Annotated in this window: 26 protein-coding genes and 1 other annotated feature; all 26 genes read right to left on the bottom strand. The window is 52.5% G+C overall.

All coding sequences use genetic code 11. The annotated features are described in order from the left end of the window. Positions 1-76 precede the first annotated feature (76 nt). The 26 genes from rpoB to PEH01S_RS20880 all read right to left on the bottom strand — a co-directional run bounded on the left by rpoB (position 77) and on the right by PEH01S_RS20880 (position 26,125). The gene (gene rpoB, locus PEH01S_RS21005) at positions 77-3,631 is read right to left on the bottom strand and encodes a DNA-directed RNA polymerase subunit beta (protein ID WP_036714680.1); all 3,555 of its coding nucleotides are present in this window, start codon (positions 3,629-3,631) and stop codon (positions 77-79) included. Between the two features lie 562 nt (positions 3,632-4,193). Further along, positions 4,194-4,790 (bottom strand): class I SAM-dependent methyltransferase, encoded by a 597-nt coding sequence (locus PEH01S_RS21000; RefSeq protein ID WP_127487851.1) that lies wholly within the window; start codon positions 4,788-4,790, stop codon positions 4,194-4,196. 81 nt (positions 4,791-4,871) lie between these two features. Then, positions 4,872-5,237 (bottom strand): 50S ribosomal protein L7/L12, encoded by a 366-nt coding sequence (gene rplL, locus PEH01S_RS20995; protein WP_025851021.1) that lies wholly within the window; start codon positions 5,235-5,237, stop codon positions 4,872-4,874. 57 nt (positions 5,238-5,294) lie between these two features. Further along, positions 5,295-5,804, bottom strand: a complete 510-nt coding sequence (gene rplJ / locus PEH01S_RS20990; protein WP_025851019.1) for a 50S ribosomal protein L10 — start codon at positions 5,802-5,804, stop codon at positions 5,295-5,297. Between the two features lie 190 nt (positions 5,805-5,994). Then, positions 5,995-6,140: a sequence feature (ribosomal protein L10 leader region), on the bottom strand. A gap of 54 nt (positions 6,141-6,194) precedes the next feature. Next, positions 6,195-6,887 (bottom strand): 50S ribosomal protein L1, encoded by a 693-nt coding sequence (rplA, locus tag PEH01S_RS20985; protein ID WP_010498897.1) that lies wholly within the window; start codon positions 6,885-6,887, stop codon positions 6,195-6,197. 57 nt (positions 6,888-6,944) lie between these two features. Next, positions 6,945-7,370, bottom strand: a complete 426-nt coding sequence (gene rplK / locus PEH01S_RS20980) for a 50S ribosomal protein L11 (protein ID WP_010498899.1) — start codon at positions 7,368-7,370, stop codon at positions 6,945-6,947. Positions 7,371-7,411: 41 nt separating this feature from the next. Continuing rightward, complete coding sequence (nusG, locus tag PEH01S_RS20975; protein ID WP_010498900.1) at positions 7,412-7,945, bottom strand: transcription termination/antitermination protein NusG; 534 nt, start codon at positions 7,943-7,945, stop codon at positions 7,412-7,414. 28 nt (positions 7,946-7,973) lie between these two features. Further along, positions 7,974-8,186, bottom strand: coding sequence for a preprotein translocase subunit SecE (gene secE, locus PEH01S_RS20970; protein ID WP_010498901.1), 213 nt, complete (start codon positions 8,184-8,186; stop codon positions 7,974-7,976). A gap of 17 nt (positions 8,187-8,203) precedes the next feature. Next, on the bottom strand, positions 8,204-8,353 hold the full coding sequence (gene rpmG / locus PEH01S_RS20965; RefSeq protein ID WP_025851018.1) for a 50S ribosomal protein L33: 150 nt from the start codon (positions 8,351-8,353) through the stop codon (positions 8,204-8,206). Between the two features lie 338 nt (positions 8,354-8,691). Beyond that, positions 8,692-9,336 carry an RNA polymerase sporulation sigma factor SigH gene (gene sigH / locus PEH01S_RS20960; RefSeq protein ID WP_025851016.1) on the bottom strand — a complete coding sequence of 215 codons (645 nt, stop codon included), beginning with the start codon at positions 9,334-9,336 and terminating at the stop codon, positions 8,692-8,694. A 129-nt stretch (positions 9,337-9,465) separates the two neighbouring features. Next, the gene (locus tag PEH01S_RS20955; RefSeq protein WP_025851015.1) at positions 9,466-9,981 is read right to left on the bottom strand and encodes an NYN domain-containing protein; all 516 of its coding nucleotides are present in this window, start codon (positions 9,979-9,981) and stop codon (positions 9,466-9,468) included. 24 nt (positions 9,982-10,005) lie between these two features. After that, positions 10,006-10,746, bottom strand: a complete 741-nt coding sequence (gene rlmB / locus PEH01S_RS20950; RefSeq protein WP_025851014.1) for a 23S rRNA (guanosine(2251)-2'-O)-methyltransferase RlmB — start codon at positions 10,744-10,746, stop codon at positions 10,006-10,008. A gap of 1 nt (position 10,747) precedes the next feature. Next, on the bottom strand, positions 10,748-11,215 hold the full coding sequence (locus PEH01S_RS20945) for a Mini-ribonuclease 3 (protein ID WP_025851012.1): 468 nt from the start codon (positions 11,213-11,215) through the stop codon (positions 10,748-10,750). Positions 11,216-11,219: 4 nt separating this feature from the next. Continuing rightward, positions 11,220-12,617: a cysteine--tRNA ligase gene (gene cysS / locus PEH01S_RS20940; protein ID WP_127487849.1), complete on the bottom strand. Its 1,398-nt coding sequence runs from the start codon at positions 12,615-12,617 to the stop codon at positions 11,220-11,222. Next, on the bottom strand, positions 12,607-13,257 hold the full coding sequence (gene cysE, locus PEH01S_RS20935; RefSeq protein ID WP_036714690.1) for a serine O-acetyltransferase: 651 nt from the start codon (positions 13,255-13,257) through the stop codon (positions 12,607-12,609). The genes cysS and cysE overlap by 11 nt, the downstream gene beginning before the upstream one ends. Positions 13,258-13,681: 424 nt before the next feature. Continuing rightward, positions 13,682-15,136, bottom strand: coding sequence for a glutamate--tRNA ligase (gene gltX / locus PEH01S_RS20930; protein WP_174807152.1), 1,455 nt, complete (start codon positions 15,134-15,136; stop codon positions 13,682-13,684). A 69-nt stretch (positions 15,137-15,205) separates the two neighbouring features. Further along, positions 15,206-15,691, bottom strand: coding sequence for a 2-C-methyl-D-erythritol 2,4-cyclodiphosphate synthase (ispF, locus tag PEH01S_RS20925; protein WP_127487845.1), 486 nt, complete (start codon positions 15,689-15,691; stop codon positions 15,206-15,208). Further along, positions 15,688-16,395 (bottom strand): 2-C-methyl-D-erythritol 4-phosphate cytidylyltransferase, encoded by a 708-nt coding sequence (ispD, locus tag PEH01S_RS20920; RefSeq protein WP_025851007.1) that lies wholly within the window; start codon positions 16,393-16,395, stop codon positions 15,688-15,690. Before ispD ends, ispF begins: the two co-directional genes overlap by 4 nt. 85 nt (positions 16,396-16,480) lie before the next feature. Beyond that, entirely contained in the window at positions 16,481-17,575 is a 1,095-nt protein-coding gene (locus PEH01S_RS20915) for a PIN/TRAM domain-containing protein (protein ID WP_025851006.1), read from the bottom strand. A 166-nt stretch (positions 17,576-17,741) separates the two neighbouring features. Next, entirely contained in the window at positions 17,742-18,476 is a 735-nt protein-coding gene (gene pssA / locus PEH01S_RS20910; protein ID WP_127487843.1) for a CDP-diacylglycerol--serine O-phosphatidyltransferase, read from the bottom strand. A 75-nt stretch (positions 18,477-18,551) separates the two neighbouring features. Continuing rightward, positions 18,552-19,631: a DNA integrity scanning diadenylate cyclase DisA gene (gene disA, locus PEH01S_RS20905; RefSeq protein WP_025851004.1), complete on the bottom strand. Its 1,080-nt coding sequence runs from the start codon at positions 19,629-19,631 to the stop codon at positions 18,552-18,554. A 192-nt stretch (positions 19,632-19,823) separates the two neighbouring features. Further along, positions 19,824-21,191, bottom strand: coding sequence for a DNA repair protein RadA (radA, locus tag PEH01S_RS20900; protein ID WP_025851003.1), 1,368 nt, complete (start codon positions 21,189-21,191; stop codon positions 19,824-19,826). Between the two features lie 305 nt (positions 21,192-21,496). Beyond that, entirely contained in the window at positions 21,497-23,941 is a 2,445-nt protein-coding gene (gene clpC / locus PEH01S_RS20895) for an ATP-dependent protease ATP-binding subunit ClpC (protein WP_025851002.1), read from the bottom strand. A 61-nt stretch (positions 23,942-24,002) separates the two neighbouring features. Further along, entirely contained in the window at positions 24,003-25,070 is a 1,068-nt protein-coding gene (locus tag PEH01S_RS20890; RefSeq protein ID WP_025851001.1) for a protein arginine kinase, read from the bottom strand. A gap of 25 nt (positions 25,071-25,095) precedes the next feature. Then, complete coding sequence (locus PEH01S_RS20885; protein ID WP_025851000.1) at positions 25,096-25,614, bottom strand: UvrB/UvrC motif-containing protein; 519 nt, start codon at positions 25,612-25,614, stop codon at positions 25,096-25,098. 49 nt (positions 25,615-25,663) lie between these two features. Beyond that, entirely contained in the window at positions 25,664-26,125 is a 462-nt protein-coding gene (locus tag PEH01S_RS20880) for a CtsR family transcriptional regulator (RefSeq protein ID WP_025850999.1), read from the bottom strand. Positions 26,126-26,380 lie beyond the last annotated feature (255 nt).

The following is a 26,380-nucleotide window of genomic DNA, read 5'->3' as shown; positions in this document are numbered from 1 at the left end:
CCATGTTTTGTGCAGCAAAATCTGTGTGCGGGCATATGCCCATGACTTACGTCCGTAAAGCATTTCCATCACAGCCTTACTCTACACCAAGCTCCGCGCCTTCGAGATTCAGGTTCAGCTTGTCGCTGGTTACCTCATCCTCGTCGTCCATTTCCTTCATTTCGATCTCTTCTTCGTTCTCGGACAAGATTTTGACGTCCATACCCAAGCTCTGAAGCTCTTTGATCAAGACTTTAAAGGATTCCGGTACGCCCGGCTCCGGAACGTTCTCGCCCTTGACGATCGATTCGTACGTCTTCACGCGGCCGACGACATCGTCGGATTTGACCGTCAAAATTTCCTGCAGCGTATAAGCTGCGCCGTACGCCTCAAGCGCCCAAACTTCCATCTCCCCGAAGCGCTGGCCGCCGAACTGCGCTTTACCACCAAGCGGCTGCTGCGTAACGAGAGAGTATGGTCCCGTGGAGCGGGCATGGATTTTATCGTCAACCATGTGCGCCAGCTTGATCATGTACATGACGCCAACGGTAACTTCGCGTTCAAACGGTTCTCCAGTCCGGCCGTCGTACAGCAACGTTTTGCCGTTGCGCTGCATTCCGGCTTCTTCCATCGTATCGAAAACGTCGTATTCGCGGGCGCCGTCGAATACCGGCGTAGCCGTATGAATACCGAGATATTTCGCCGCCATCCCCAAGTGAACTTCCAGCACCTGTCCGATGTTCATCCGGGAAGGAACCCCCAGCGGGTTCAATACAACTTCAACCGGTGTTCCGTCCGGCAGGAACGGCATGTCCTCTTCCGGCAAAATGCGCGCGATAACCCCTTTGTTTCCGTGGCGTCCCGCCATTTTGTCGCCCTCGGAAATTTTCCGTTTTTGAGCGATGTAGACGCGCACCAACTGGTTGACTCCAGGAGGAAGCTCGTCGCCATTCTCGCGGGTGAACACCTTCACATCGACTACGATTCCGTCCGTACCGTGAGGCACGCGGAGCGAAGTGTCGCGGACTTCGCGGGCTTTTTCACCGAAGATCGCGTGCAGAAGGCGCTCTTCCGCCGTCAGCTCGGTAACCCCTTTCGGCGTTACTTTTCCGACCAGGATGTCGCCGGCGGCGATCTCCGCACCGACGCGGATAATGCCGCGTTCGTCCAAGTTCTTCAGCGCGTCTTCGCCCACGTTCGGAATATCTCGGGTGATCTCTTCCGGTCCGAGCTTCGTATCGCGCGCTTCCGATTCGTATTCTTCAATGTGAATGGAAGTATAAACGTCTTCCTTCACCAATTTTTCACTAAGCAGAATAGCGTCCTCGTAGTTGTAGCCTTCCCAAGTCATGAAAGCGACGACGACGTTGCGGCCGAGCGCAAGCTCGCCCTGTTCGGTCGAAGGACCGTCGGCCAAAATGTCGCCGACGCGCACCTGTTCGCCCTTATGGCAAATCGGACGCTGGTTGATGCAAGTTCCTTGGTTGGAGCGCAAAAACTTATGAAGCTTGTGCTTGATAATGTCTCCATTAACCAAGCGGCCGTCCACCATCTCTTGACGGCGCACCCAGATTTCGTTAGCCGAAACCCGTTCGACGACGCCATTCACTTTGGAAACGATACATACGCCGGAGTCTTTGGCCGATTTATGCTCCATCCCCGTACCGACAAGCGGCGCTTTCGGAATGAGAAGCGGCACCGCCTGACGCTGCATGTTCGAACCCATCAGGGCGCGGTTGGAGTCGTCATTTTCAAGGAACGGAATCAAGGCCGTCGCCACGGACACAACCTGTTTCGGAGAAACGTCCATGTAATCGACGCGGTCTTTAGGCAAGGTCAAAATATCGTCTTTGTAACGCACAATGACAGAGTCGTTGGCAAACTTGCCGTCCTCGGTCAGTTCGGCGTTCGCCTGAGCGACAACATAGTTGTCCTCTTCATCAGCTGTCAAATAGGCGATTTCTTCCGTCACCACACCCGTATTCGGGTCGACCCGCCGATACGGAGCTTCGATAAAGCCGAACTCATTGACACGCGCAAAGGTGGACAAAGAGTTGATCAACCCGATGTTCGGTCCCTCAGGCGTCTCGATCGGACACATCCGTCCATAGTGCGAGTGGTGAACGTCCCGGACTTCGAAACCGGCGCGCTCCCGCGTCAAACCGCCGGGTCCCAATGCGGACAAACGGCGTTTGTGCGTAAGCTCGGCAAGCGGGTTCGTTTGGTCCATGAACTGCGAAAGCTGGGAGCTTCCGAAAAACTCTTTGATGGACGCAATAACCGGACGAATATTGATAAGCTGCTGCGGAGTAATGGTATTCACGTCTTGAATCGACATCCGCTCACGCACAACGCGCTCCATCCGGGACAACCCGATCCGGAACTGGTTCTGCAGAAGCTCGCCGACGGAGCGCAGACGACGGTTCCCCAAGTGGTCGATGTCGTCCGTGCTGCCGATCCCGTGCAGCAGGTTAATGAAATAGTTGATGGACGAGATAATATCGGCCGGGGTAATGTTTTTGACCGTTTTATCGATCTTGCCGTTGGCAATAACCTTGACGACCTTCCCATCCTCAAGCGGAGAATATACGCTGACGCATTGCAGCGGAATTTTATCCGATTCGGTCACGCCGTTGGTTACGCTGTATTCCGTGAAGCCGACGCTTTCTTCCAGATAAGGAATGATCGTGTCAAGCAGACGGCGGTCCAGCAGTTGACCAGCCTCGGCAACGATTTCTCCGGTATTCGTATCGACAAGCGTCTCTGCCAGCCGTTGATTGAACAGACGGTTTTTGATGTGCAGCTTCTTGTTGATTTTGTACCGGCCGACATTGGCCAGATCGTACCGTTTCGGATCGAAAAAGCGCGCCACAAGCAAGCTTCTCGCATTATCCAGCGTAGGCGGTTCACCCGGACGAAGACGCTCGTAAATCTCGATCAAGGCCTTGTCCGTCGAATCGGTGTTATCCTTGTCCAGCGTGTTGCGGATATACTCGTTGTCGCCGAGCAAATCTATGATTTCCGCATCGGTACCGAAACCAAGAGCGCGGAGCAGCACCGTGACCGGAATTTTCCGCGTACGGTCGATCCGCACGTAGATAATGTCCTTGGCGTCCGTTTCCAGCTCCAGCCAGGCGCCGCGGTTCGGAATAACGGTTGCGGTATATGTTTTCTTTCCGTTCTTATCGACTTTCGTGCTAAAATAAACGCTAGGGGAACGAACCAGCTGGCTGACGATAACCCGTTCAGCGCCGTTGATAATAAAGGTACCCGTCTCGGTCATCAAAGGGAAGTCGCCCATAAACACTTCCTGCTCTTTAACCTCGCCGGTTTCTTTATTGATCAAGCGTACTTTCACACGAAGCGGTGCAGCAAAGGTGACGTCGCGTTCCTTGGATTCGTCGACCGAATACTTAGGCTCTCCCAAGCTGTAGTCGATAAATTCCAACACCAAATTCCCCGTAAAGTCTTGGATCGGGGAAATATCTTGAAACATTTCACGCAATCCCTCATCCAAAAACCATTGATATGATTTTTGTTGGATTTCGATCAGGTTCGGAACCTCCAAAACCTCATGAATCCGAGCGTATGACCTGCGTTTACGTCTACCTAATTGAACAAGATGTCCCGCCAACTTAGATTCACCCCTCATGTCTACTCAATAGAACAAAATAAAAGCCTCTTTGGGAAGCCTTCTCGAGTAAATACTGCGCGAAGTGTCACTTCTTCAGGAAGCTTCTAATGACTAAATACAAATAGCAATACGGGTGTCCGCCCCTTTGACTTGCCATAAATTTCCTTATACCTTGTATGGTTTACCTAAAATTTTAACATTATACGTCAAATGGAAAAATTTTATTCATACTGGTATAAAAAAATCTTGACATTTTAGTCAACTAAAGAGATTTCACCCTATCTTAATGCTGACATTTTATAATAATATCACAAAGCAAAACTCAAGTCAACATATTTCCAACTCCAGAGTATAACCATTTACCTAACCTCAAACACGTTTTGCAAACTTCCATTTTAAATACACCTATAGGTCTGCAAGCTTGCAAAAAACTCGCGGTAAATGGTCATACTCTTCCGTCCTACTGAATCCAACTCACCGCCAACCGATATATTCCTCCGCCAACGCAGGCCGATTTCGCGGAAGCATCAAAACCTTCAAGCAAAAAACTAAGCAAACTTTATTAATAGGATCCGTAAAATCACTTCACGGCCTTGATAATCCAATAGCCTTTGTCGCGCTCGACTTCTTCCACTCGGGAGTAAAGAGACTCAAGCTTGGCGTAGGCGGAAGGGGCTCCCTGCTTTTTCTGGATGACCACCCACAGCGCCCCGCCGGGAACCAATACGTGGTGAGCCTGCTCAAACACGCGGTGCACCGTCTCTTTGCCGGCACGTATGGGCGGGTTGGTCAGCACCGCATCAAACGTCTGGTCCATCACCTCTGCCAGCAAATCGCTCTGCAAGATCCGAACGTTTGCGATCCGATTGCGTTCGGCGTTTCGTTTCGCGAGTTCAATGGCACGCTCGTTGATGTCTACCATCGTAACGGTTCCCTGTTCGGCTACTACGGCGGCCGCCAATCCAATTGGGCCGTACCCGCAGCCTACATCCAGCACTTTGGCTTGCTTGGAAAACTCCATGGTCTGCACAAGCAGCCTTGATCCGTAATCAACCCCCTTTTTGGAGAAGACCCCGGCATCCGTCCAAAAAACAAAGCTGCGACCGCGCAGCGTTTCCTCGATCGTATGCAAATCGTGCTCTACGCTGGGTCTCGGGGTATAGTAATGCTCGGACACGTATCCACCGCCTCCTGGTTCGGATTGAAAAGGAAAACCCCTTGGAGAGGATCGCCTCTGCAAGGGGTGCTGTAGCTCGAATTACTTCACTTCTACGGAAGCGCCTGCTTCTTCCAATTTTGCTTTGATGGATTCAGCTTCTTCTTTGGAAACTTTCTCTTTAAGCGGCTTCGGAGCGTTGTCTACGAGATCTTTTGCTTCTTTCAGGCCGAGACCCGTGATTTCGCGAACAACTTTGATAACGTTGATTTTGGACGCGCCAGCGCTTGCCAATACAACGTCGAATTCTGTTTGCTCTGCAGCTTCTGCCGCAGCGCCGCCGCCTGCTACAACAGCTACCGGAGCTGCTGCTGTTACGCCGAACTCTTCTTCGATTGCTTTAACCAGATCGTTCAGTTCCAAAACAGTCATGCCTTTAATGGCTTCCAAGATTTGCTCTTTGCTCATGGTTAAACCTCCATTATCTCAAATAAGAATGTTTTTTAATCATTTCAAGCGGTACAATTACGCTTGCGCGCCGCCTTCTTGCTTCTCGGACACAGCTTTAACCGCAAGGGCGAAGTTGCGAACCGGAGCTTGAAGCACGCTGAGCAACATGGACAGAAGACCTTCTCTGGAAGGCAGTTCAGCCAGCGCTTTGATTTGGTTGAAATCAACCACTTTACCTTCAACGACACCCGCTTTTACGCTGAGCTTGTCGTTTTTCTTGGCGAACTCGGTCAAAATTTTGGCCGGAGTCACAACGTCTTCTTTGCTGAATGCAATCGCGGTAGGACCGGTCAAGTACTCATCCAGGTCAGACAATTCCGCATTAGCTGTCGCACGGCGAATCAGCGTGTTTTTCAACACTTGGAATTCTACGCCCGCTTCACGCAGTTGTTTGCGAAGCTCGGTTACTTGCTTCACGTTCAAACCGCGGTAATCAGCCACGATAGAGCAAGAGTTTTCTTTCAGCTTTGCAGCTACTTCCGTAACTTGCTGAGCTTTTTGCTCGATAATTTTTACGTTTGCCATTTTGCACCTCCTACAAGTTTTCGTAAGAAAACTGCTCCTTAAGCATCAACCTAGCTTTCCAGAGGAAAGCCGTCTTCGTAAGCATCAGCTCTCGTGAGAAAACTGCTTCTTAAGCGTCCGAAAACTTACTTCGTAAACACGTTCTCGAGGTCGTTCCGTTTCCTCGCCGCAATCTGCCAGCGACATTCCCGCTAAAAGCGAAAATGCCTTCGCAGACACGGCGAAGGCATGACGATTCATATATTCCGTACAGAATATCGAATTTATATCACAACACCTCGGCAGGAAATTAAGCCCGAAAGCACCTGCTGTCTACGGTAAGCATATTCGTTTGTCAACCTAAAACAGGTTAGCATGGATGACTTCAAAAGTCAACTGCCAAGCTGTACCTTATCTCAGGGCTGTTGCATTGACGCGAGCGCTCGGCCCCATCGTCGAGGATACCGCGATGTTTTTCAGGTATACCCCTTTGGCTGCAGCCGGTTTTGCTCTGTTGAGCGCATCGATCAAAGCTTTGAAGTTCTCAGCAAGCTTCTCGGCGTCGAAGGAAACTTTACCGATCGGCGCATGGATTTGTCCGGCTTTATCCAGACGGTACTCGATTTTACCTGCCTTAATCTCCTGAACGGCTTTCGCTACGTCGAACGTAACGGTACCCGCTTTAGGGTTCGGCATCAAACCTTTACCACCCAAGATACGGCCGAGTTTACCCACTTCGCTCATCATGTCCGGCGTAGCTACGCAGACATCGAAGTCGAACCAGCCTTGCTGAATTTTGTTGATCATGTCTTGATCGCCTACGAAATCGGCGCCTGCCGCTTCCGCTTCTTTGGCTTTGTCGCCTTTGGCAAATACAAGAACGCGTTTCGTTTTACCTGTGCCGTGAGGCAGTACAACCACACCGCGAACGGCTTGGTCTTGTTTTCTCGGGTCTACGCCCAAACGCACAGCCACTTCAACGGTTTCGTCGAATTTGGCGCGTGCCGTTTTCTTAACCAGTTCGATGGCTTCGAGCGGCTCATAGAACGTCTCAGCATCGATTTGCTTAGCAACTTCAAGGTATTTCTTACCGTGTTTAGCCACTTTTATGTCCTCCTATGTGGTATTAGCGGAATATCCTCCCACTGATGCAGCCAGCGATTAGTCTTCGATGACTACGCCCATGCTGCGAGCCGTACCTTCGACCATGCGCATAGCAGCCTCGACGGATGCAGCGTTCAGGTCAGGCATTTTTTGCTCGGCGATTTCACGCACTTTCGCACGTTTTACAGTTGCAACCTTCTTCTTGTTCGGTTCGCCGGATCCTTTTTCGATCCCTGCAGCTACGCGCAGCAATACGGCAGCCGGCGGCGTTTTCGTGATGAACGTGAAAGAACGGTCTTCGAATACGGAGATCTCAACCGGAATGATCAGACCCGCTTGATCGGCAGTACGAGCGTTGAACTCTTTGCAGAATGCCATGATGTTCACGCCTGCTTGACCAAGAGCCGGACCGATCGGCGGAGCCGGATTCGCTTTCCCCGCAGGAACCTGCAGTTTCACAACTTTAATAACCTTTTTTGCCATTGTGTGACACCTCCTCGCCCGTAGTATGGCAGTGTTTCACGCTACAGCTTTTCCACCTGGTGGTAGTCGAGCTCAAGCGGCGTTTCTCTGCCGAACATGTTGACATGGACCTTCAGCTTGCTTTTGTCGAGCAGAATTTCTTCCACGGATCCGACAAAATTGGCGAACGGCCCGACTTTCACGCGCACGGTCTCTTTGAGTTCGAAGTCGATTTTCGGCTTCGGCTCTTCGATGCCCATATGCTTGAGAATAGAATCGACTTCCTCCGGAAGCAAAGCCGTCGGCTTCGACCCCGAACCGGTTGAACCCACGAACCCGGTAACACCGGGCGTGTTGCGCACCACGTACCAAGAGTCGTCCGTTTGGATCATCTCCACAAGAACGTACCCCGGATACACTTTGCGCATAACCGTTTTTTTCTTGCCATCCTTATTCACAAGCTCCTCCTCCATGGGAACGAGCACACGAAAGATCTTGTCCTTCATATCCATGGATTCGACGCGTTTCTCCAAATTGGCCTTTACCTTGTTTTCATACCCGGAGTAGGTATGAACGACGTACCATCTTTTTTCCATTTCCATAGCGCCACCCGTCAGCCTAAATTTATTTAAACACGAGGCGAAGCAGCTCAGAAATTCCTAAGTCCAGAACGTAGAAGTACACCGTCACGAAGGCAACCGTAAACAACACGACCAGCGTATAGCTAATCAGCTCTTTACGGGTAGGCCATTTCACTTTTTTCAGCTCAGACCAGCTATCGCCGAAAAAGGAAAATGTGTTGCCGAATCCCTGCTTCATTTTAGCCAAAAAGGACACAACTACACCTCCAAAAACTAGCGAGTCTCGCGATGAGCAGTTTGTTCATTGCAAAACTTGCAATATTTCTTGAGCTCCATGCGGTCAGGATGGTTGCGCTTATTTTTGGTGGATGTATAGTTTCTTTGCTTGCAGTTTGTGCACGCTAACGTGATGATCACCCGCATGATGTACACCTCCTACGGACCAGCCTCGAAATTTACAACCTTACACGACCAGCAAAAAAACGCCTTTTCGTCTAAGGCTACCCGATATACTTTAGCATACGGCCTATCTTCTGTCAAGGAAAAAGGATTAACATAGCGCCTGTCCCGTCTCATCCATTATTGACCAGGCAGCTCGTTCCTAAACGAAAACTTGATCATTTTTTTACAAAAAGACATCTTGTCATGCGCGAACATTAGTTCTATAATATTCTCTAAACCTATAAAAAGCTTCTTATCGAAGCCTTTATAAAACAAAAAAAGCACCTTGCTTTCGCAGCAATAAAGGCGCTTATCTACGTTTATGCGTCACGTACTTCCAGATACCTCTCCAATTTGCGCTTCACACGCTGCAATGCATTGTCAATCGACTTTACGTGCCGGTCCAAATCGACGGCGATTTCCTGATAGGACCGTCCGTCCAAATACAGCATCAGCACCCTGCGCTCCAGGTCGCTCAATATCTCTCCCATTTTATCTTCCAGCCCGCTGAACTCCTCTTGATTAATGATCAATTCCTCGGGATCGGATACGCGGGAGCCGCAAATGACATCGAGCAGCGTCCTGTCGGAATCTTCATCATAGATGGGCTTGTCCAACGAAACGTAGGAATTCAGGGGGATATGCTTCTGGCGAGTGGCGGTTTTGATGGCCGTAATGATTTGGCGGGTAATGCAAAGCTCGGCAAACGCTTTGAAGGAGGCTAGCTTGTCGCCGCGGAAGTCGCGGATCGATTTATACAGGCCGATCATTCCCTCTTGTACGATATCCTCTCTATCAGCGCCGATTAAAAAATAAGAGCGCGCTTTGGCGCGAACGAAGTTCTTGTACTTGTTGATCAAGTACTCCAGGGCGTCGCTATCCCCTTCACGGACCGCTTCGACCACATCTTCGTCTGCCTTGAGGTCGTATTCGTACATTCTCAACTCTTTGAGGTCGACACTCACTACAATCCCTCCGGCCCAACGCTTGAAAGATAGGACTAGTATACATTATGTAATCTAACATCGTCAACCGGATTCCTACTACAAAAAGCTAGATTGTTGCCGGACTTGCAGGCGTCACCTTCCAAGCCCCTAATTCCCCCTGCGCCATTGCTCCAGCTTATCGCGTATATCGCCGCTAAGTCTGCTGTCAAACGTATTGCGCTTCGGCGATGCTTCGGTATCGATCGTGCGGCGAATTTCCTGACGAACCTGCCTCACCTTGACCAAAAGCTCGCTTGCCGGAATCCGGAAAGCCCCTTTGCCAAAAATCACATGCTGCTCCGTCATATCGGAGGTGGCGACGTATACCTGCTTGCGCCGTCCGATATGGGCGGTGACGAGCCTTTCGATCAGCTCGTCCGCCGTTTCCTTTTCCTTGGTGTAGTAAACCGGAAGCTTGCTTTGCAAATATTTGCCGCCAAGTCCCGGAACGTAGTAAGCGTCAAACACCACGATAACCTTCATCCCGGAGAACGACTGGTATTCGGCCATCGTTTCGATCAGCCGGTCGCGTGCTTCCTCCAGCCGGATCTCCTTCAGCCTTTGCAATTCCGGCCATGATCCGATGATGTTGTAACCGTCTACGATGAGGATTTCCTGAATCATGCCGCATCGCCCCGCAGCATGACGCTATTCCGAAGCCATTCGCTGCCGGACGACTTCATACATGAACACCGACGCCGCGACCGAGGCGTTAAGCGAGTTGATTTGACCGAACATCGGCAGCTTCAACAAAAAATCGCATTTTTCGCGAATGAGCCGCCCGATGCCTTTGTTCTCATTGCCGATCACGATAGCCAGAGGCAGATTCAAGTTCGTTTGATAGACCGGCTGCTGCGCGCCTACATCGGCCCCGGCGATCCAGACGCCCTGCTCCTTAAGCTGCTCGATCGTCTGCGCCAGGTTGGTGACGCGGGCCACGGGCACGTATTCGACCGCACCTGCGGAAGTTTTGGATACCGTTGCGGTCAGCCCCACGGAACGCCGTTTCGGAATGATGACCCCGTGTACGCCGGTACAGTCCGCCGTCCGGAGAATGGATCCCAAGTTATGCGGGTCCTCGATTTCGTCGAGAATGAGCAGGAACGGCATTTCGTTGCGTTCCGCGGCCAAAGCCAGCAAATCCTCCACTTCGGCATAGGCATACGCCGCGACCTGGGCAACAACGCCCTGATGCTGCACGCCGCCGGCCATTTGGTCCAGCTTGCGCTTGTCGGCAAATTGCACGATGACGCCGTTCTGCTTCGCTTCCGCGAGGATTGGCTGGGTAAGTTGTTTTTGAGCCTGCTCGGCGATCCAAATTTTGTTGATGGTCCGCCCGGAACGCAGCGCTTCGAGCACGGAATGCTTGCCTCCGATAAATTCTTCCACGTCAGGCGTCCCCCTTTCCTGTTGTCGTTGGTGTTTCGTCCCGCTCCAAGGAGAGCATCAGCAGCTGCTGAAGCCTCTCCCACCGCTGCGTATAATACAAGTAGCCGATCAGGCACTCGAACGCCGTGCTGTGGCGGTACTCGAGCACATCGGCATTTTTGGCCGTTGTGCCCGATTTGGCGTTTCTTCCCCGCTTGACGATATCCGTCTCCTCGTCAGTCAGATGCGGCAGCCAGCGCTGCAGCGCCTTCGCCTGTGCTTTGGCGGATACGTACCGGGTAGACAGCCGGTGAAGATGGTTCGGCTTGTGATTCGTCTGCGAAACGACGTATTGCCGGATAAAGACCTCGTAGACGGCATCGCCCATGTAGGCCAGCACGAGGGGGTTCAGCAGCCTCGGCTCGCGCGAAGGCGGAAAAGAAAACAAATTCGCTTGCAGATAAGACAGCGCCTGTTCATCCCGTTCCATCGCTCTAGCTCCGCCGCCAACGAATGCCTTGGGCCGTATCCTCAAGCACGATGCCGCGCTCGGTCAACAGATTGCGAATTTCGTCGGCACGCGCCCAATTTTTCGCTTTGCGGGCTTCCGTCCGCTCTACGATCAATTGTTCGATTTCTTCATCCAGCAGATCCTCGGCTTCAGGAGCTAGTATGCCCAGCACTTGGTCCATCGCTTCAAACTGCTTCAGCACCAGCTCCAAGGTGGGAGCCGTCACTTGCTCGCGGTTGATATACGGATTCGCCGCATTGACGAGCTCGAATACCGCCGTGATCGCGTCCGGCGTATTGAAATCGTCATTCATCTTGCTTTCGAACTGCTGTTGGACGGTACGCACCGCCGCCGCGATTTCAGGATCGACTTCCCCCGCTTCCGCCGTTTTGAGACGGTGCTTCAGTGCGGAAAGGCAGTTCTCGATCCGGGCCAAGCTTCCTTTGGCCTGCTCCACGGCTTCGTCGCTGAAGTTAAGCGGATTGCGGTAATGACCGGACAGCATGAAGTACCGGATCACCTGGCCCGGAATCGTCTTCAGCAGCTCGTGCACATTGATTCCGTTGCCGAGCGATTTCGACATTTTCTCATCATTGACGTTCACGAACCCGTTATGCATCCAGTAGCTGGCCATCCGCTGTCCGGTCAGGCCTTCGGACTGGGCGATCTCGCATTCGTGATGCGGGAAGGTCAGGTCTTGTCCGCCGCCGTGGATGTCAATCGAATCGCCCAAATATTTGCGGATCATCGCCGAGCATTCGATGTGCCAGCCCGGACGCCCTTCGCCCCACGGACTCGACCAGCTGATTTCACCCGGCTTCGCCGCTTTCCAGAGCACGAAATCTTGCGGGCTCTCCTTCCGCTCGTCGACGTCCACCCGGATGCCGTACTGCAGCTCTTCCAGGTTCTGGTGAGACAGCTTGCCGTATTCCGGAAACTTGGCCGTCCGGAAAAAAACGTCGCCGCCGGCTTCATAAGCAAAGCCCTTCTCCACTAGCCCGGCGATGAAATCGATGATCTCGGCCATGTTCTGGGTCACACGCGGATGAAGCGTCGCTTCCCGCACCCCGAGCCCTTTGGTGTCTTCGTAATATTTTTGCACGAACAATTCGGCAACCTCGGGTACCGTGACTCCCATTTCGGCCGCCTTTTTGATCAGCTTGTCGTCCACATCCGTAAAGTTGGCGGCATAGGTCACTTCGTAGCCGATCGATTCCAGATAACGTCGCACGACGTCGAAAAAAATGACCGGACGCGCGTTTCCGATGTGAATGTAGCTGTATACGGTGGGACCGCAGACGTACATTTTCACTTTACCTGGCTCCAGCGGCTTGAACTCTTCCTTCGTCCGAGTCAACGTATTATAAATCTTAAGACTCATGTTTCACGGCTCCTCCAATTCTGGTCTTTTCTTTATGAGCCTCAGCCTTCAGCTCGTCGATTTGCTGCTGCATTTGGCGAATCATATCGAGAACGGGGTCCGAAAGCTTGTCATGCTCCAGCCGTCCGACTCGCACGCCGTCCCGTTTGACGATTTTCCCCGGGATCCCGACGACGGTGCTATTTGCCGGAACTTCGCTCAACACGACAGAGTTCGACCCGATCCGCGAGTTATCCCCTACCGTGAAGGACCCGAGCACCTTCGCCCCGGCCGAGATGACCACGTTGTTGCCGATGGTCGGATGCCGCTTCCCCCGCTCCTTGCCTGTGCCCCCGAGCGTTACGCCGTGATAGAGCAGCACGTCGTCGCCGATCTCGCACGTTTCTCCAATGACGACGCCCATGCCGTGGTCGATAAAAAATCGCCTCCCGATCACGGCGCCGGGATGGATTTCGATCCCCGTCATAAAGCGGCTGGCTTGCGAAATGATGCGCGCGACGGTGAACCAGCTTTTTTTATAAAACCAGTGCGCCACGCGATGCGCCCAGAGGGCGTGCAAACCGGAATAGGTGAACACGACCTCAAACCAGCTTCTCGCCGCCGGATCGTTCTCAAAGATCGTCTCGATGTCTTCTTTCATTCTGGCAAACACGAATCATCCCCCGTTCCTGTGCGTACGCCTTCATCTACGCATCACGCAAAAAAACGCCTTCCACAGCCGTCAGGCTGCAGAGGCGTCTTCTTTCGCGGTTCCACTCTGCTTGGATAAACGTACGAGGGCATGGCATGCCCAACGTTTATCCGTCTCTATCGTTCGTATCGTGAACGTCACGGTAAAGACTACCCTGCCGCTGCACCGGAGTGCTCGCGTCAGATCGTCTTTACGGCTCCCGGGTGCACTTCCGCAAAAGGGGAATTGGACGACTCGCAGCCGGTTCGTGTCCGAACCGATCGTCCTCTCTGGGAATCCCGACTTTTCCGTACTTTCCCGTTCGTCGCCGTAGATGTATGTTATCGAAGAAAGGATCTTATTTTTTTCTAAGTATATAAGAAAACTGTAGGCATTACAATAACTTCTTGATGCGTCCGGCTACCGTTTCTTTTCCCAGCAAGTGCAGCGTCATGTTCAGGTCGGGCCCGTGCATTTGTCCCGTCAACGCCACGCGGATCGTCATGAACAGCTGCTTTCCTTTGTACCCGGTCTCCGTCTGCACCGCCTTGATCATCGCTTTCAGCGCATCCACGGTAAACTCGGTTGCGGCCTCGACCTGTTTCAGGAAGCTGCCAAGGACGATCGGCGCATGCTCTTCCGCAAGCATCGCTTTGGCCTCGTCGTCGTAGCTCACGTCCTCACGGAAGAACAGCTCGGACAGCGGCACGATTTCGGCGGCATAACGAAGCTGCTCCTGATAAAGCCCGACGAGCTCGTGGACCCACTGCTCCTGCTCGGGACTGAGCGTCTCCGGCAGCTTCCCGGCTTTTTGCAAATGTGGCAGTGCCAGCTTCGCAATCCGCGCGGTATCGGCTTTTTTAATATAGAGGTTGTTCATCCAATTGAGCTTATCCATGTCGAATACGGCCGGGCTCTTGGACACCCGGTCCAGGTCGAACTGCTCGATCAGCTCTTCTTTGGTGAAGATCTCTTCCTCCCCTTTGGGCGACCAGCCGAGCAGAGCAATAAAGTTCATGACCGCTTCCGGCAAATACCCGAGCTCTTTGTACTGCTCGATGAATTGGATGATGGACTCGTCCCGCTTGCTCATCTTCTTGCGGTCCGGGTTCAAAATAAGCGCCAAATGGGCGAATTCCGGCACAGGCAGCCCGAGTGCCTCATACATCATAATTTGCCGCGGCGTATTGGTCAGGTGCTCTTCCCCGCGGATGACCAATGAAATTTTCATTAGGTGGTCGTCCAGAATAACGGCAAAATTGTACGTCGGAATCCCGTCCGGACGCACGATGATGAAGTCGCCAATTCCGTTGCTCTCGAACTCGACATGCTCGCGGATGCGGTCTTCAAAGGCGATCACCCGGTTCTCCGGCACGCGGAAACGAATCGACGGCTTGCGGCCTTCGGCCTCAAACGCTTGGATTTGCTCCGGCGTCAAATGACGGCATCTCCCGGAATACATCGGCATCTGTCCTGCCGCTTCCTGCTCTGCGCGCTCCTTCTCCAGATCCGCTTCCGAGCAATAGCAGCGGTACGCATGCCCGCTTTCCAGCAGCTGATCAACAAACGGCTGATATAAGTGTAGCCGTTCCGTTTGCCGGTACGGTCCGTACGGTCCGCCGATGTCCACGCTCTCGTCCCAGTCCACGCCGAGCCATTTGAGACCGTTAAGCTGGCTGTCGACGCCCGACTCCACATGTCTCGTCTGATCCGTATCCTCGAAACGGACAATAAATTTCCCGCCTTGCTTGCGGGCAATTAAATAATCGAACAATGCCGTCCGTGCTCCGCCGATGTGCAAATGCCCCGTCGGACTCGGCGCGTATCTTACGCGAAACTCTGCCATAATGCCCTCTCCTCCCGTACTCCCGCGCCAATCGCTCGCCGGAAGCCATTCGATCCGTAAAAAGATTATTTGTTATAATAGCACATCTTTCACAAGACAAACAACCGCCTGTGCGGCAATGCCTTCGCCTCGCCCGGTGAAGCCAAGCTGCTCCGTCGTCGTCGCTTTCACATTAATCTGCGACGGCTCCGCTTTGAGCGCGGTTGCAATCCGCTCGACCATCGCGGGAATGTACGGCGCCATCTTCGGCTTCTGCGCAATGATCGTGCAGTCCGCATTGCCCAGACGGTACCCCGCTTTCTTGGCGCTCTCCCATACCTGTACAAGCAGCTTATAGCTGTCCGCATCCTTATACGCAGCATCCGTATCGGGAAAATGCTTCCCGATATCTCCAAGCCCCAGTGCTCCAAGAATCGCATCGGTCAGCGCGTGCAGCAGCACGTCCGCATCGGAATGCCCGAGCAGCCCTTTTTCAAACGGGATGTCCACACCGCCGATAATACACTTGCGTCCCTCCGCCAGTTGATGCACGTCGAACCCTTGCCCCACTCGTATCATGACTCTCGCTCTCCCCTGACATGTCGAATGATCCACTCGGCCCAAGGCAAATCCTCGGGCGTCGTGATTTTAATATTGTAATAGTCGGCTTCGACTACAGCGACCCGAACGCCTAGCCGTTCGACCAGCATGGCGTCATCCGTCCCGACGAACCCTTCCTCCCGTGCCCGCTCATGCGCATCGCGCAGCAAAGAAAAACGAAAAGCCTGCGGGGTCTGAATCGCCCACAAGCTGCGCCGGTCCGGGGTTGCTTGGATCAACCCTTCGCCGTCCACAATTTTAATCGTATCTTTTACGGGTACGGCCAGAACAGCCGCTTCAGTCTCTATCGCTTTATCCAGGCATGCGGCGATATGCTCCCGGGCGGCAAACGGCCGGACCCCGTCGTGTACCATCACCCAACGGACCTCGCCGTCCAAGGCCAGCAGCCCTTGGTACACGGAATCTTGGCGTTCCTTCCCTCCGGGAATGACCCGCTTCACCTTTCTTAGCCTGTAAGTCTCAATATAGCCCCGGCACCGCTCTACATCGTCCGCCCCCGTAACCAACACGATGTCGCTTACGGCCTCCAGCCGATCGAACAGCTCCAGCGTATGTACCAGAATCGGTTTACCGTCCAGCAGCAAGTATTGCTTGCTTTCTTGCGTTCGCATACGCGAGCCTCTGCCCGCCGCTACGACCACGACCCCCAGTTTATCCGTCACCTTGTCCACCTGCCACTATGGTTCGGCTCCGAATGAAGCCAACCCGTTTGCCTTATTCTAAGCGCATCTATCTTATCATACCGTGTTAGAGCGCTTTTTCCAATAGCTTCGGCTTGGCAAATATCATCCGGCCGGCTGACGTTTGCAGAACGCTCGTCACAAGTACATCAAGCGTCATGCCGATAAAGTCCCGGCCGCCTTCCACGACAATCATCGTGCCGTCATCCAAATAGGCGACGCCTTGCCCATGCTCCTTGCCGTCCTTGATGACTTGCACGAGGATTTCCTCCCCGGGCAGTACGACCGGCTTCACCGCATTCGCCAGATCGTTGATATTCAGAACCGATACGCCCTGCAGCTCGCATACTTTGTTGAGATTGAAATCGTTCGTAATCACTTTCCCCTGCAAAGCTTTGGCCAGCCGCACAAGCTTGCTGTCCACCTCGGAAATTTCTTCGAAATCCCCTTCGTAGATCAGTACCTTGACATCAAGCTCCTTCTGGATTTTGTTCAAAATGTCCAGCCCCCGACGGCCGCGGTTACGCTTGAGCAAATCCGACGAATCGGCAATATGCTGCAGCTCCTCCAGCACAAATTCGGGAATGACGAGGGTTCCCTCGATAAATCCGGTTTTGCAAATATCCGCAATACGTCCGTCAATAATCACGCTCGTATCGAGAATTTTATGCTCCTCGAATCCTTTGGGCTCCCCGGACGCTTTCCCACGATCCGATCGGCGTGCGTCCAGCACGGTGAACAGCTCTTCCTGTTTCACTGCCCCAAGTCGATACCCCGCATACGAAAAGGCCGCGATGAGCAGCATGTGCAGCAGGGGGCTGAACACGCCGGCCTGGCTGAACGGGTGGAGCAGCACCGACGAAAAGAGCAAACCGACGACCATCCCGATCGAGCCCGCAAGCAAATCGGTCACCGGTACGTTGGCAATGCGTTCCTCTCCTCGCTGCACCACTTTCAGCAGATACGTTAATGCCCAGGAACTGATCGAATAGAAAAGCAGCGCGCCGGCCCCCAGCATCCAGAGGGCTTGTCCTTGAATCTCTTCCCGTCCCAAAACCGATGCTATGAATTCAAAACATGGTTTCCCTATCGTATCACTCCACCGTACTCCAAGCGCACCGCCGATAACTGCAAACAGAAGCTGAAACCATTTTTTCATCATAGACTTTCACCTCCATAAAAATAACAAATTCTGCCTTCCGTTACAATTATGATCCAAATTACTCAAGCCTAATCGTATCAGTTGAAGAAAATGAAAAAAAGCATTCATTTTCCTTGCGGAAAACAAATGCTTTTCATTTTCATAGCCTTACGCCACTTATGCGGTTTTAGATGGTTGTTGTTTTGGACTCCGATTCTTCCACGGACGGACGTTTTCTGCGTTTCCAGAAGAACAGCCGATCAACGTTTTTTTTTAAGCCGTACAGCGCATAAAGCAGCAGCGGTACGAAGATGAGTTTGGACAACAGCCCCGGATACATGACAGCCAGGACAACGGCAATCACGACGACGACGGGCGTAATCCAGATGGCGGCTTTCGGGATGCCGACCTTTTTGAAGTTCGGGTATTTGACGGTGCTGACCATCAAGTAGGACAGCAGAAGCGTCGACAAGACGAGTACGACGGTGTTCAATTCTTTATGGAATAGTGCCAGCGTACACAATACGCCGCCGGCTGCAGGAATCGGCAAGCCGATAAAATATCCCGGCGTCCCGGCAACGACATTGAAGCGGGCCAGACGAAGCGCGCCGCAGATCGGGAAGATCGCCGTCACGATCCACGCTGCCGCCGCATTCATCTCGGTGAAAGCCACCACGTACATGATGAACGCCGGCGCTACACCGAACGAGATGACATCGGACAGCGAGTCCAGCTCTTTGCCGAATTCGCTCTGCGCATTGAGCGCACGGGCCACCCGTCCGTCCAATCCGTCCAGAAGCATCGCGACGATGACCATGATCGCCGCAAGCTCGGGTTTACTATTAAACACGGAAATAATCGCAATAATACCTAAGAACAAGTTCCCAATCGTAAACAAGTTCGGAAGGGATTTTGTTATCATTGTTTTAGTCCACCTCTGGTTTTACTGTACCCTAATATCCTAATAATATTTGGCTACCCTCTGATTGTATGCAAGTTAAATATGTCTGTCAATGAGCACCTGATCTTGAATCCTCTTTAATCCTTCTTTAATTGTGCGTGCGCGCACTTCCCCGATGCCGTCCACCTCGTCCAATTCTTCAATCGTCGCCATCATTAGATGCGGGAGCTGCCCAAACCGTTCCACCAGATTATGTATAATCACGGAAGGAAGACGCGGTATTTTGTTCAGTACCCGGTAGCCTCTTGGCGAGATCGTCTCTTCTGCACTGCCTGGCGTATGCGGGTAGCCGAGCGCCCGTGCAATGTGCGAATGATCAAGCATCTCGTCGGTCGAATGCTTCTTGAGGGTCGCTTGAACTTCTTTTACCTTCTCTTCAGACAATTCTTTGACGTAATCCTTAATTAGCAGGTAAGCCTCATTCTCAGTGTTCCCAACCAATTCCTCCAACTGCATGCTGATCAACCGGCCTTCGTTACCGAGCTCGTTAATGTAACGCTTGATCTCTGCTTTAATACGTAAAACCATCTCAACACGTTGCATCACACTGGTCACATCGTGCAAAGTGACCAGCTCCTCGAACTCGGAAGCGCCCAGATTCGTCAAATCCTGATCCAAGACGGACTTGTATTTCTCCAGCGTTTGAATCGCCTGATTCGCTTTCGTTAAGATAACGCCGATATCTTTCAGTGAATAACGCAGATTGCCTTGATACAGAGTAATGACGTTTCGCCGCTGCGAGATGGATACCACAAGCTTGGAGGTCTGCTTCGCGACGCGCTCCGCTGTCCGATGCCGGATGCCCGTTTCGGTAGACGTAATCGAAGAGTCCGGAATCAGCTGCGTATTCGCATACAAAATACGCTTCAAATCCTCGCTGAGGATGATCGCGCCGTCCATTTTGGCTAGCTCATACAAGTAGTTCGGGGAAAAATCGCAGTTGATCGAAAAGCCGCCGTCTACAATCTCCATCACTTCCGGGCTGTAGCCGACGACGATTAAGCCGCCCGTCTTGGCGCGCAGCACATTCTCCAGCCCTTCCCGAAACGGAGTGCCTGGCGCAACGAGCTGCAGCAGCTGGCTCATGACGTCGCGTTTTGCTTCTTCCTTGCTCAATGGTGTCCCTCCTGACGAATTTTTTGAAGCAAGGGGTGGTTGATTGCACAGCAGGGAGAACTGCCTTCGGCCGCTCTTGAACTCGGAAAGTTCGAATGATAATTTAAGGTAGCTTTCCGAGTTCAAAGACGGCACGTAAACTCTCCGGCAGTTCCCCTGCGCTCCATCAAAACCCTAGTTTCAAAAAATATACTATACTAAAGCAGCCGATAGCGCTTCGGCTACGGTATTGACGCCGATAATTTGAATGCCTGCCGGGGGCGTCCAGCCTTTCAGGCTTTTTTGCGGGAGAATGACGCGGCGGAAGCCGAGTTTCTCCGCCTCCCGCACCCGCTGGTCGACGCGCGAAACACCGCGCACCTCGCCCGTCAGTCCGACCTCGCCGAAGACGACATCGAACGGCTGCGTCGGCTGTTCGCGGAAGCTCGAAGCGATGCTGACCGCCACCGCAAGGTCGACGGCCGGTTCATCCAGCTTCACGCCGCCTGCAACGTTAAGGTAAGCATCCTGATTTTGCAAAAACATGCCCATCCGCTTTTCCAATACCGCGATGATAAGCGACAGCCGGTTATGGTCGAAGCCGGTCGCCATCCGCCGGGGGGATGGGAAGTTAGTGGACGAGACAAGCGCTTGAAGCTCAACGAGTACCGGACGAGTCCCCTCCATACTGGCGACGACGGTCGAGCCGGCAACGCCCAGCGGCCGCTCGGACAAAAACAGCTCCGACGGGTTGTTGACCTCGACCAAGCCGCTTTCCCGCATCTCGAAAATTCCGATTTCGTTGGTCGAACCGAACCGGTTTTTGACGGCGCGAAGCACCCGGTATGAGTGATGCCGCTCCCCTTCGAAATACAGTACGCAATCGACCATATGTTCGAGTAATCGCGGTCCCGCAATGGCGCCCTCTTTAGTAACATGACCAACGAGAACGGTTGCGATTCCTTTCATTTTGGCAATCCGCATAAAATGCCCTGTGCATTCCCGAACTTGAGAGACCGAGCCGGGAGCGGAAGCTACGGCGCCATGGTATACCGTTTGGATCGAATCGATGACGATGAAATCCGGTTCGATCTCGTCGATCGCCGCTTCGATATGCTCCACATTCGTTTCGCAAAGCACGAACAGCAACGGCGAAACGGCTTGCAGCCGGTCTGCCCTCAGCTTCGTCTGGCGGACGGATTCCTCTCCGGAAATGTACAGCACCTTCAAGTCAAGCTGCGTCAGCAAATGCGATGTTTGCAGAAGCAGTGTCGACTTTCCGATCCCCGGGTCTCCGCCTACCAGAATCAAGGAGCCGGGCACGATACCGCCGCCCAGCACCCGGTTCAGCTCTCGATTGTCCGTTACGATCCGCTCTTCCTGACTGCTTTCTATGTTTATGATAGAAACCGCTTTTTCTTTCTTGTTCAAAAAATTTGTATGCAGCCCTTTGCTCTTAACAACGGTCTCCACTTCTTCCACAAATGTATTCCAAGCTTCGCAGCCCGGACATTTGCCAAGCCATTTCGGCGATTCATAGCCGCATGACTGGCAGAAGAACTTCGTTTTTGTTTTCGCCATCGCTTAACCCTGCTTTCTTATCCCAACTCAAAGTTTACCATTTTGCCCCTGTCTTGAAAACCCTTGCCGCCGTTGAAAAGAAAAAAAGCTTTAATGGTAAATAAAAAAAGCTTCTTATCGAAGCCTTTACGAGGAAGATACATTCGTGTTTTAGTGGAAGCTTTTCTTGCGAGCAGCAAGTTTACACGCGCTTTTGCGCTTATTGAAGTTAAACTTTCTTTACTCTAAAAAAAAGCATCCCTCCGGCCCAGCCTGTAGCCGTGGGATGCTATAGAAGGAGCCTGCGCTCCTACAAATTGTATGACTTAAGCCTGCGTACCGACGCCTAGGTTGCGGTGAACGACCAATTCGCCGTCCTTCTCGTCGATCGTAAGCGTGTCGCCTTTGGCAATGTTGCCGCGCAGCAATTCCTCAGACAACCGGTCTTCGATGTGCTTCTGAATCGCTCTGCGCAGCGGTCTTGCGCCGAAGGTCGGATCGTAGCCTTCTTTGGCCAGGAACGCTTTGGCCGAATCGGTCAGGAAGAATTCAACTTCCTGCTCTTTCAACCGTTTGCGAAGGTCGTCGGCCATCAAAGTAACGATCTGGGCGATATGCTGCTCTTCCAAGGAGTGGAACACGATAATTTCGTCGATCCGGTTTAAGAACTCCGGACGGAAGCTTTTCTTCAGCTCGCCCATGACTTTTTCTTTCATATTGTTATAATCTTTGCCTGCATCGTGCGCCGCGGTGAAGCCGAGCGTCGAGTTTTTCTTGATCGTATCGGCTCCGACGTTCGATGTCATGATGATCAGCGTATTGCGGAAGTCGACCGTACGGCCTTTGGAATCCGTCAGGCGGCCGTCTTCAAGCACCTGCAGCAAAATGTTGAACACTTCGGGATGCGCTTTTTCGATTTCGTCCAGCAGGACAACGGAATACGGCTTGCGGCGTACTTTTTCGGTCAATTGACCGCCTTCTTCGTACCCGACGTATCCTGGAGGCGCTCCGACGAGTCGAGACGTAGAGTGCTTCTCCATGTACTCCGACATATCGATCCGAATGACGGCATTTTCGTCACCGAACAGCGACTCGGCGAGCGCACGCGCCAGCTCGGTTTTCCCGACACCGGTCGGTCCAAGGAAAATGAACGAGCCCATCGGACGTTTCGGGTCTTTCAGACCTGCTCTAGCCCGGCGAATCGCGCGGCTGACAGCCTTAACCGCTTCATCCTGGCCGATCACCCGATCATGAAGGATGGATTCCATTTTCAGCAAGCGCTGAGTTTCTTCCTCAGCCAGCTTCACGACAGGAATACCGGTCCAGCTTGCTACGACCTGAGCGATATCGTCCGGCGTCACTTCGGAGTCGGTACGTCCTTGCTTTTCTTTCCACTCGTTCTTCGTTGAATCGAGCTCTTCGCGCAGCTTCTGCTCTGTATCGCGCAGCGATGCCGCTTTCTCGAACTCCTGGCTTTGCACGGCGGCGTCTTTTTCCTTACGGATGTCTTCAAGACGGCTTTCCAGCTTTTTCAGATCCGGCGGTACCGTATACGAACGGAGCCTTACTTTGGAGCTGGCTTCGTCGATCAAGTCGATCGCTTTGTCCGGAAGGAACCGGTCCGTGATATAACGGTCGGATAGTTTCACGGCTTGCTCGATGGCTTCATCCGTAATTTTCACGCGGTGATGCGCTTCGTAACGGTCGCGCAGCCCGTGCAAGATTTGAATCGCTTCTTCCGGCGACGGTTGATCGACCGTAATCGGCTGGAAGCGTCTTTCCAGCGCCGCGTCCTTTTCGATATATTTGCGGTACTCGTCAAGCGTCGTAGCCCCGATGCACTGAAGTTCGCCGCGAGCCAAGGCCGGCTTCAAAATATTCGAAGCGTCGATCGCGCCTTCCGCCCCGCCGGCGCCGATCAGCGTATGCAACTCGTCAATGAACAAGATGATATTTCCGGCTTGGCGGATTTCATCCATAATTTTTTTCAGGCGGTCTTCGAATTCGCCGCGGTATTTCGTACCGGCAACGACCGAACCCATATCCAAGGTCATGACGCGCTTATCGCGCAGCGTTTCCGGAATTTCGTTCGCCACAATTTTTTGCGCCAGTCCTTCGGCAATCGCCGTTTTACCTACGCCGGGCTCCCCAATGAGAACCGGATTGTTTTTCGTACGGCGGCTGAGCACTTGAATGACGCGCTCAATTTCTTTGCTCCGGCCGATGACCGGGTCCAGATTGCCTTCCTTGGCATAGGCCGTCAGGTCGCGAGCCAGACCGTCCAACGTCGGTGTATTCACATTCGTCGGGTTACCATGATTAGGCGAGACCACCTCGCTGCTGCCCAGCAGTTGAAGTACTTGCTGGCGGGCCTTGTTCAAGCTCACGCCCAGATTGTTCAATACGCGTGCTGCAACGCCTTCGCCTTCACGAATCAAGCCGAGCAAAATATGCTCCGTTCCGACGTATGTGTGCCCCAGCTTGCGGGCTTCGTCCATCGAGAGCTCGATTACTTTTTTCGCCCGCGGCGTGTATGCGATATTCGATGGCTGCTCTTGTCCCCGTCCGATCAGCGATTCGACTTCGTCTTGAATTTTCTCAAGGCCCAGTCCGAGCGCAATCAGCGCTTTCGCGGCAATGCCTTCGCCTTCACGAATCAGACCGAGCAGAATGTGCTCCGTTCCGATATTGTTGTGTCCCAAACGAACTGCTTCCTCCTGCGCCAAGGACAATACCTTTTGCGCGCGTTCCGTAAATCTGCCAAACATCATGTGTAACACCTCCAAAGATTGGTATAGCGTATGCTTATTATGCGGTTTCGTATGTTGACGGCTAGCCCGTTTCCGCAATTTTCTCCCGGATGAGCTGTGCCCGTCTAATGTCTCTTTCTTCAGGTGTCAGCTTTTCTCCTGCCGTCTGCTGCAAAAAACCGGGCTGGGTCATCACCAAAAGCTCATTAAGCACATGCGGAGAAACGTTCTTGATAAACCCAAGGTCAATCCCGAGCCGCACGTCCGACAGGCGCTGCGCCGCTTCTTTGGAATCCATAATCGCCGCATACGACAAAACGCCGTAGGAGCGGCTGACCCGGTCCAAAAGCTTCGCTTTTGTCTCATAAATCAGCTTCTGTCTAGCCGCACGTTCGTGCTCAATGATTTGACGAACGACGCTGTACAGGTTATCGATGATTTCCTCTTCGGATTGTCCCAGCGTAATCTGGTTCGAGATTTGGAACAGATTGCCGAGCGCTTCGCTGCCTTCGCCATACAAGCCGCGCACGGCCAGCCCAACTTGGGTAATAGCCGATAATATGCGGTTGATCTGCTGCGTCAGAACAAGCGCGGGAAGATGGATCATCACCGATGCGCGAATCCCCGTTCCTACGTTCGTAGGACAGCTCGTCATGTATCCTCGTTTTTCGTCAAAAGCATAATTCAAATGCGTCTCGAAAATATCGTCGATCTGGTTAGCCAAGTCCCAGGCTTCTTTAATCTGAAAACCCGGGCACAAGCACTGAATCCGAAGGTGGTCTTCTTCATTGACCATGATGCTCACAGACTCGTTGTCGCTGAGAATGACAGCTCCGTTCCGAGATTCGTTAGCCAATGCCGGGCTAATCAAATGCTTTTCGACCAGTACCCGTCTCTCCAGTTCATTCAATTCGGAAAGCGGCAGCATCGAAAACCGGCTGATGGTCCCCAGCTCTTCATTATGAATGACTTGAGCTACCTGTTCCAACACTTCCTTCGATTGCTGGTTCGTTGCCAACATAGGGAAAGGGTACGCCTGAATATTTCGCGCGATGCGTATGCGGCTGCTGATGACGATATCCGAATCCGGCCCTTCACCCTTCATCCAATCGCTAAGCGCATTCTCTGTAAAACGGCTTGCTTCCGTCATAAGCACTCCTCCTTACCTCACCCATTTAACCTTCGGCAACCTTTTTTTCAAGCTCGCGAATTTGATCCCGAAGACGGGCTGCTTCTTCGAATTCCTCATTTTCGATACGGATCAGCAATTCCTTTTTCAACTGATCAATTTCACGTTTATGTTTAATTAACCCGCCGGACCGCTTGGGAACCTTGCCGGTATGAATAATATTGCCATGGACGCGTTTGAACAGCGGGTCCAGCTTTTCCCCAAAATGCTTGTAGCACTCGCTGCAGCCAAACCGGCCGACTTTGCTAAACTGCGTATAAGTCAGCCCGCAATGTTCGCAGCGGCTGGGCTGTACTTTGTTGGCGAGCGTACTGTGCGCCGACGGTTCGAAATCGAGGAGGCCGCTGAGCAGATTATGAATGGAGAACCCATTGGCCGTCCCCGGGATGAGCTCCCCTTTTTCTCTGGCGCACGATTCGCAAATGTGAAACTCCGTCTTTTCGCCATTCAAAATTTTCGTAAAATGAAGCGTCGCTTGCTTCTTGCCACATTCCTGACAAATCATTCTGGGTCCCTCCTTTAATCTTGCCCTGGGACGGCAGGATACGAACATATCATTTGCTAAGCAAAGAAATCAACATCGCCTTCAATATTCTTGCCCTGATCTCATCCCTTAGAGGCAGCTTCAAGATCAGAACCTCCCTGGTAATGGCCGCTTTCATCAATGCCGCCTCCCGCGAAGTGATGAAACCTCCTTCTTCCAGCTGATACAGCAGCCCTTCGGATGCGAGCTGATCCATCTGCGTACCGATGGTTTGGAAAATATGGTCCATCACTGCGCCATGCGATTGCAGCTCGATTCGTTGAATTCGAATGTAACCGCCCCCGCCCCGCTTGCTTTCGACAATGTACCCTTTCTCCAACGTAAAACGGGTACTAATGACGTAATTGATCTGCGATGGGACGCAGTTGAATTGATCGGCCAGCTCATTCCGTTGGATCTCGATCACACCGTCGGGGCTCTGCTGCAAGATCTGCTTCAGATATTGCTCAATAATTTCTGAAACATTGCGCATCTATTCGACCTCCCGCGACAGAAGTAAAACCATATTTTATAAAAATAAAGTGCAAAAAGCCAAAGATGAATTCATTCAAAACAGCAAACCCAAAGCATTGACTTTGACTTTCTTTGACTTTAACTACATTATAGCAGATTTGCGTAAGATTGCAACTCCCCAGCCTATTTCTTAGTTTGGGGTCGTCCGGGCACTTTTATTCTTGCCGATATAAGAAAAAGAGCCTCTCCGGATAAAATCCAAAGAAGCTCTTAT

The organism is Paenibacillus ehimensis NBRC 15659 (assembly GCF_004000785.1).
GTDB classification, from domain to species: domain Bacteria; phylum Bacillota; class Bacilli; order Paenibacillales; family NBRC-103111; genus Paenibacillus_G; species Paenibacillus_G ehimensis.
The sequence above is the reverse complement of the archived record's forward strand: the minus strand, read 5'-3'. Positions and strand labels throughout refer to the sequence as shown.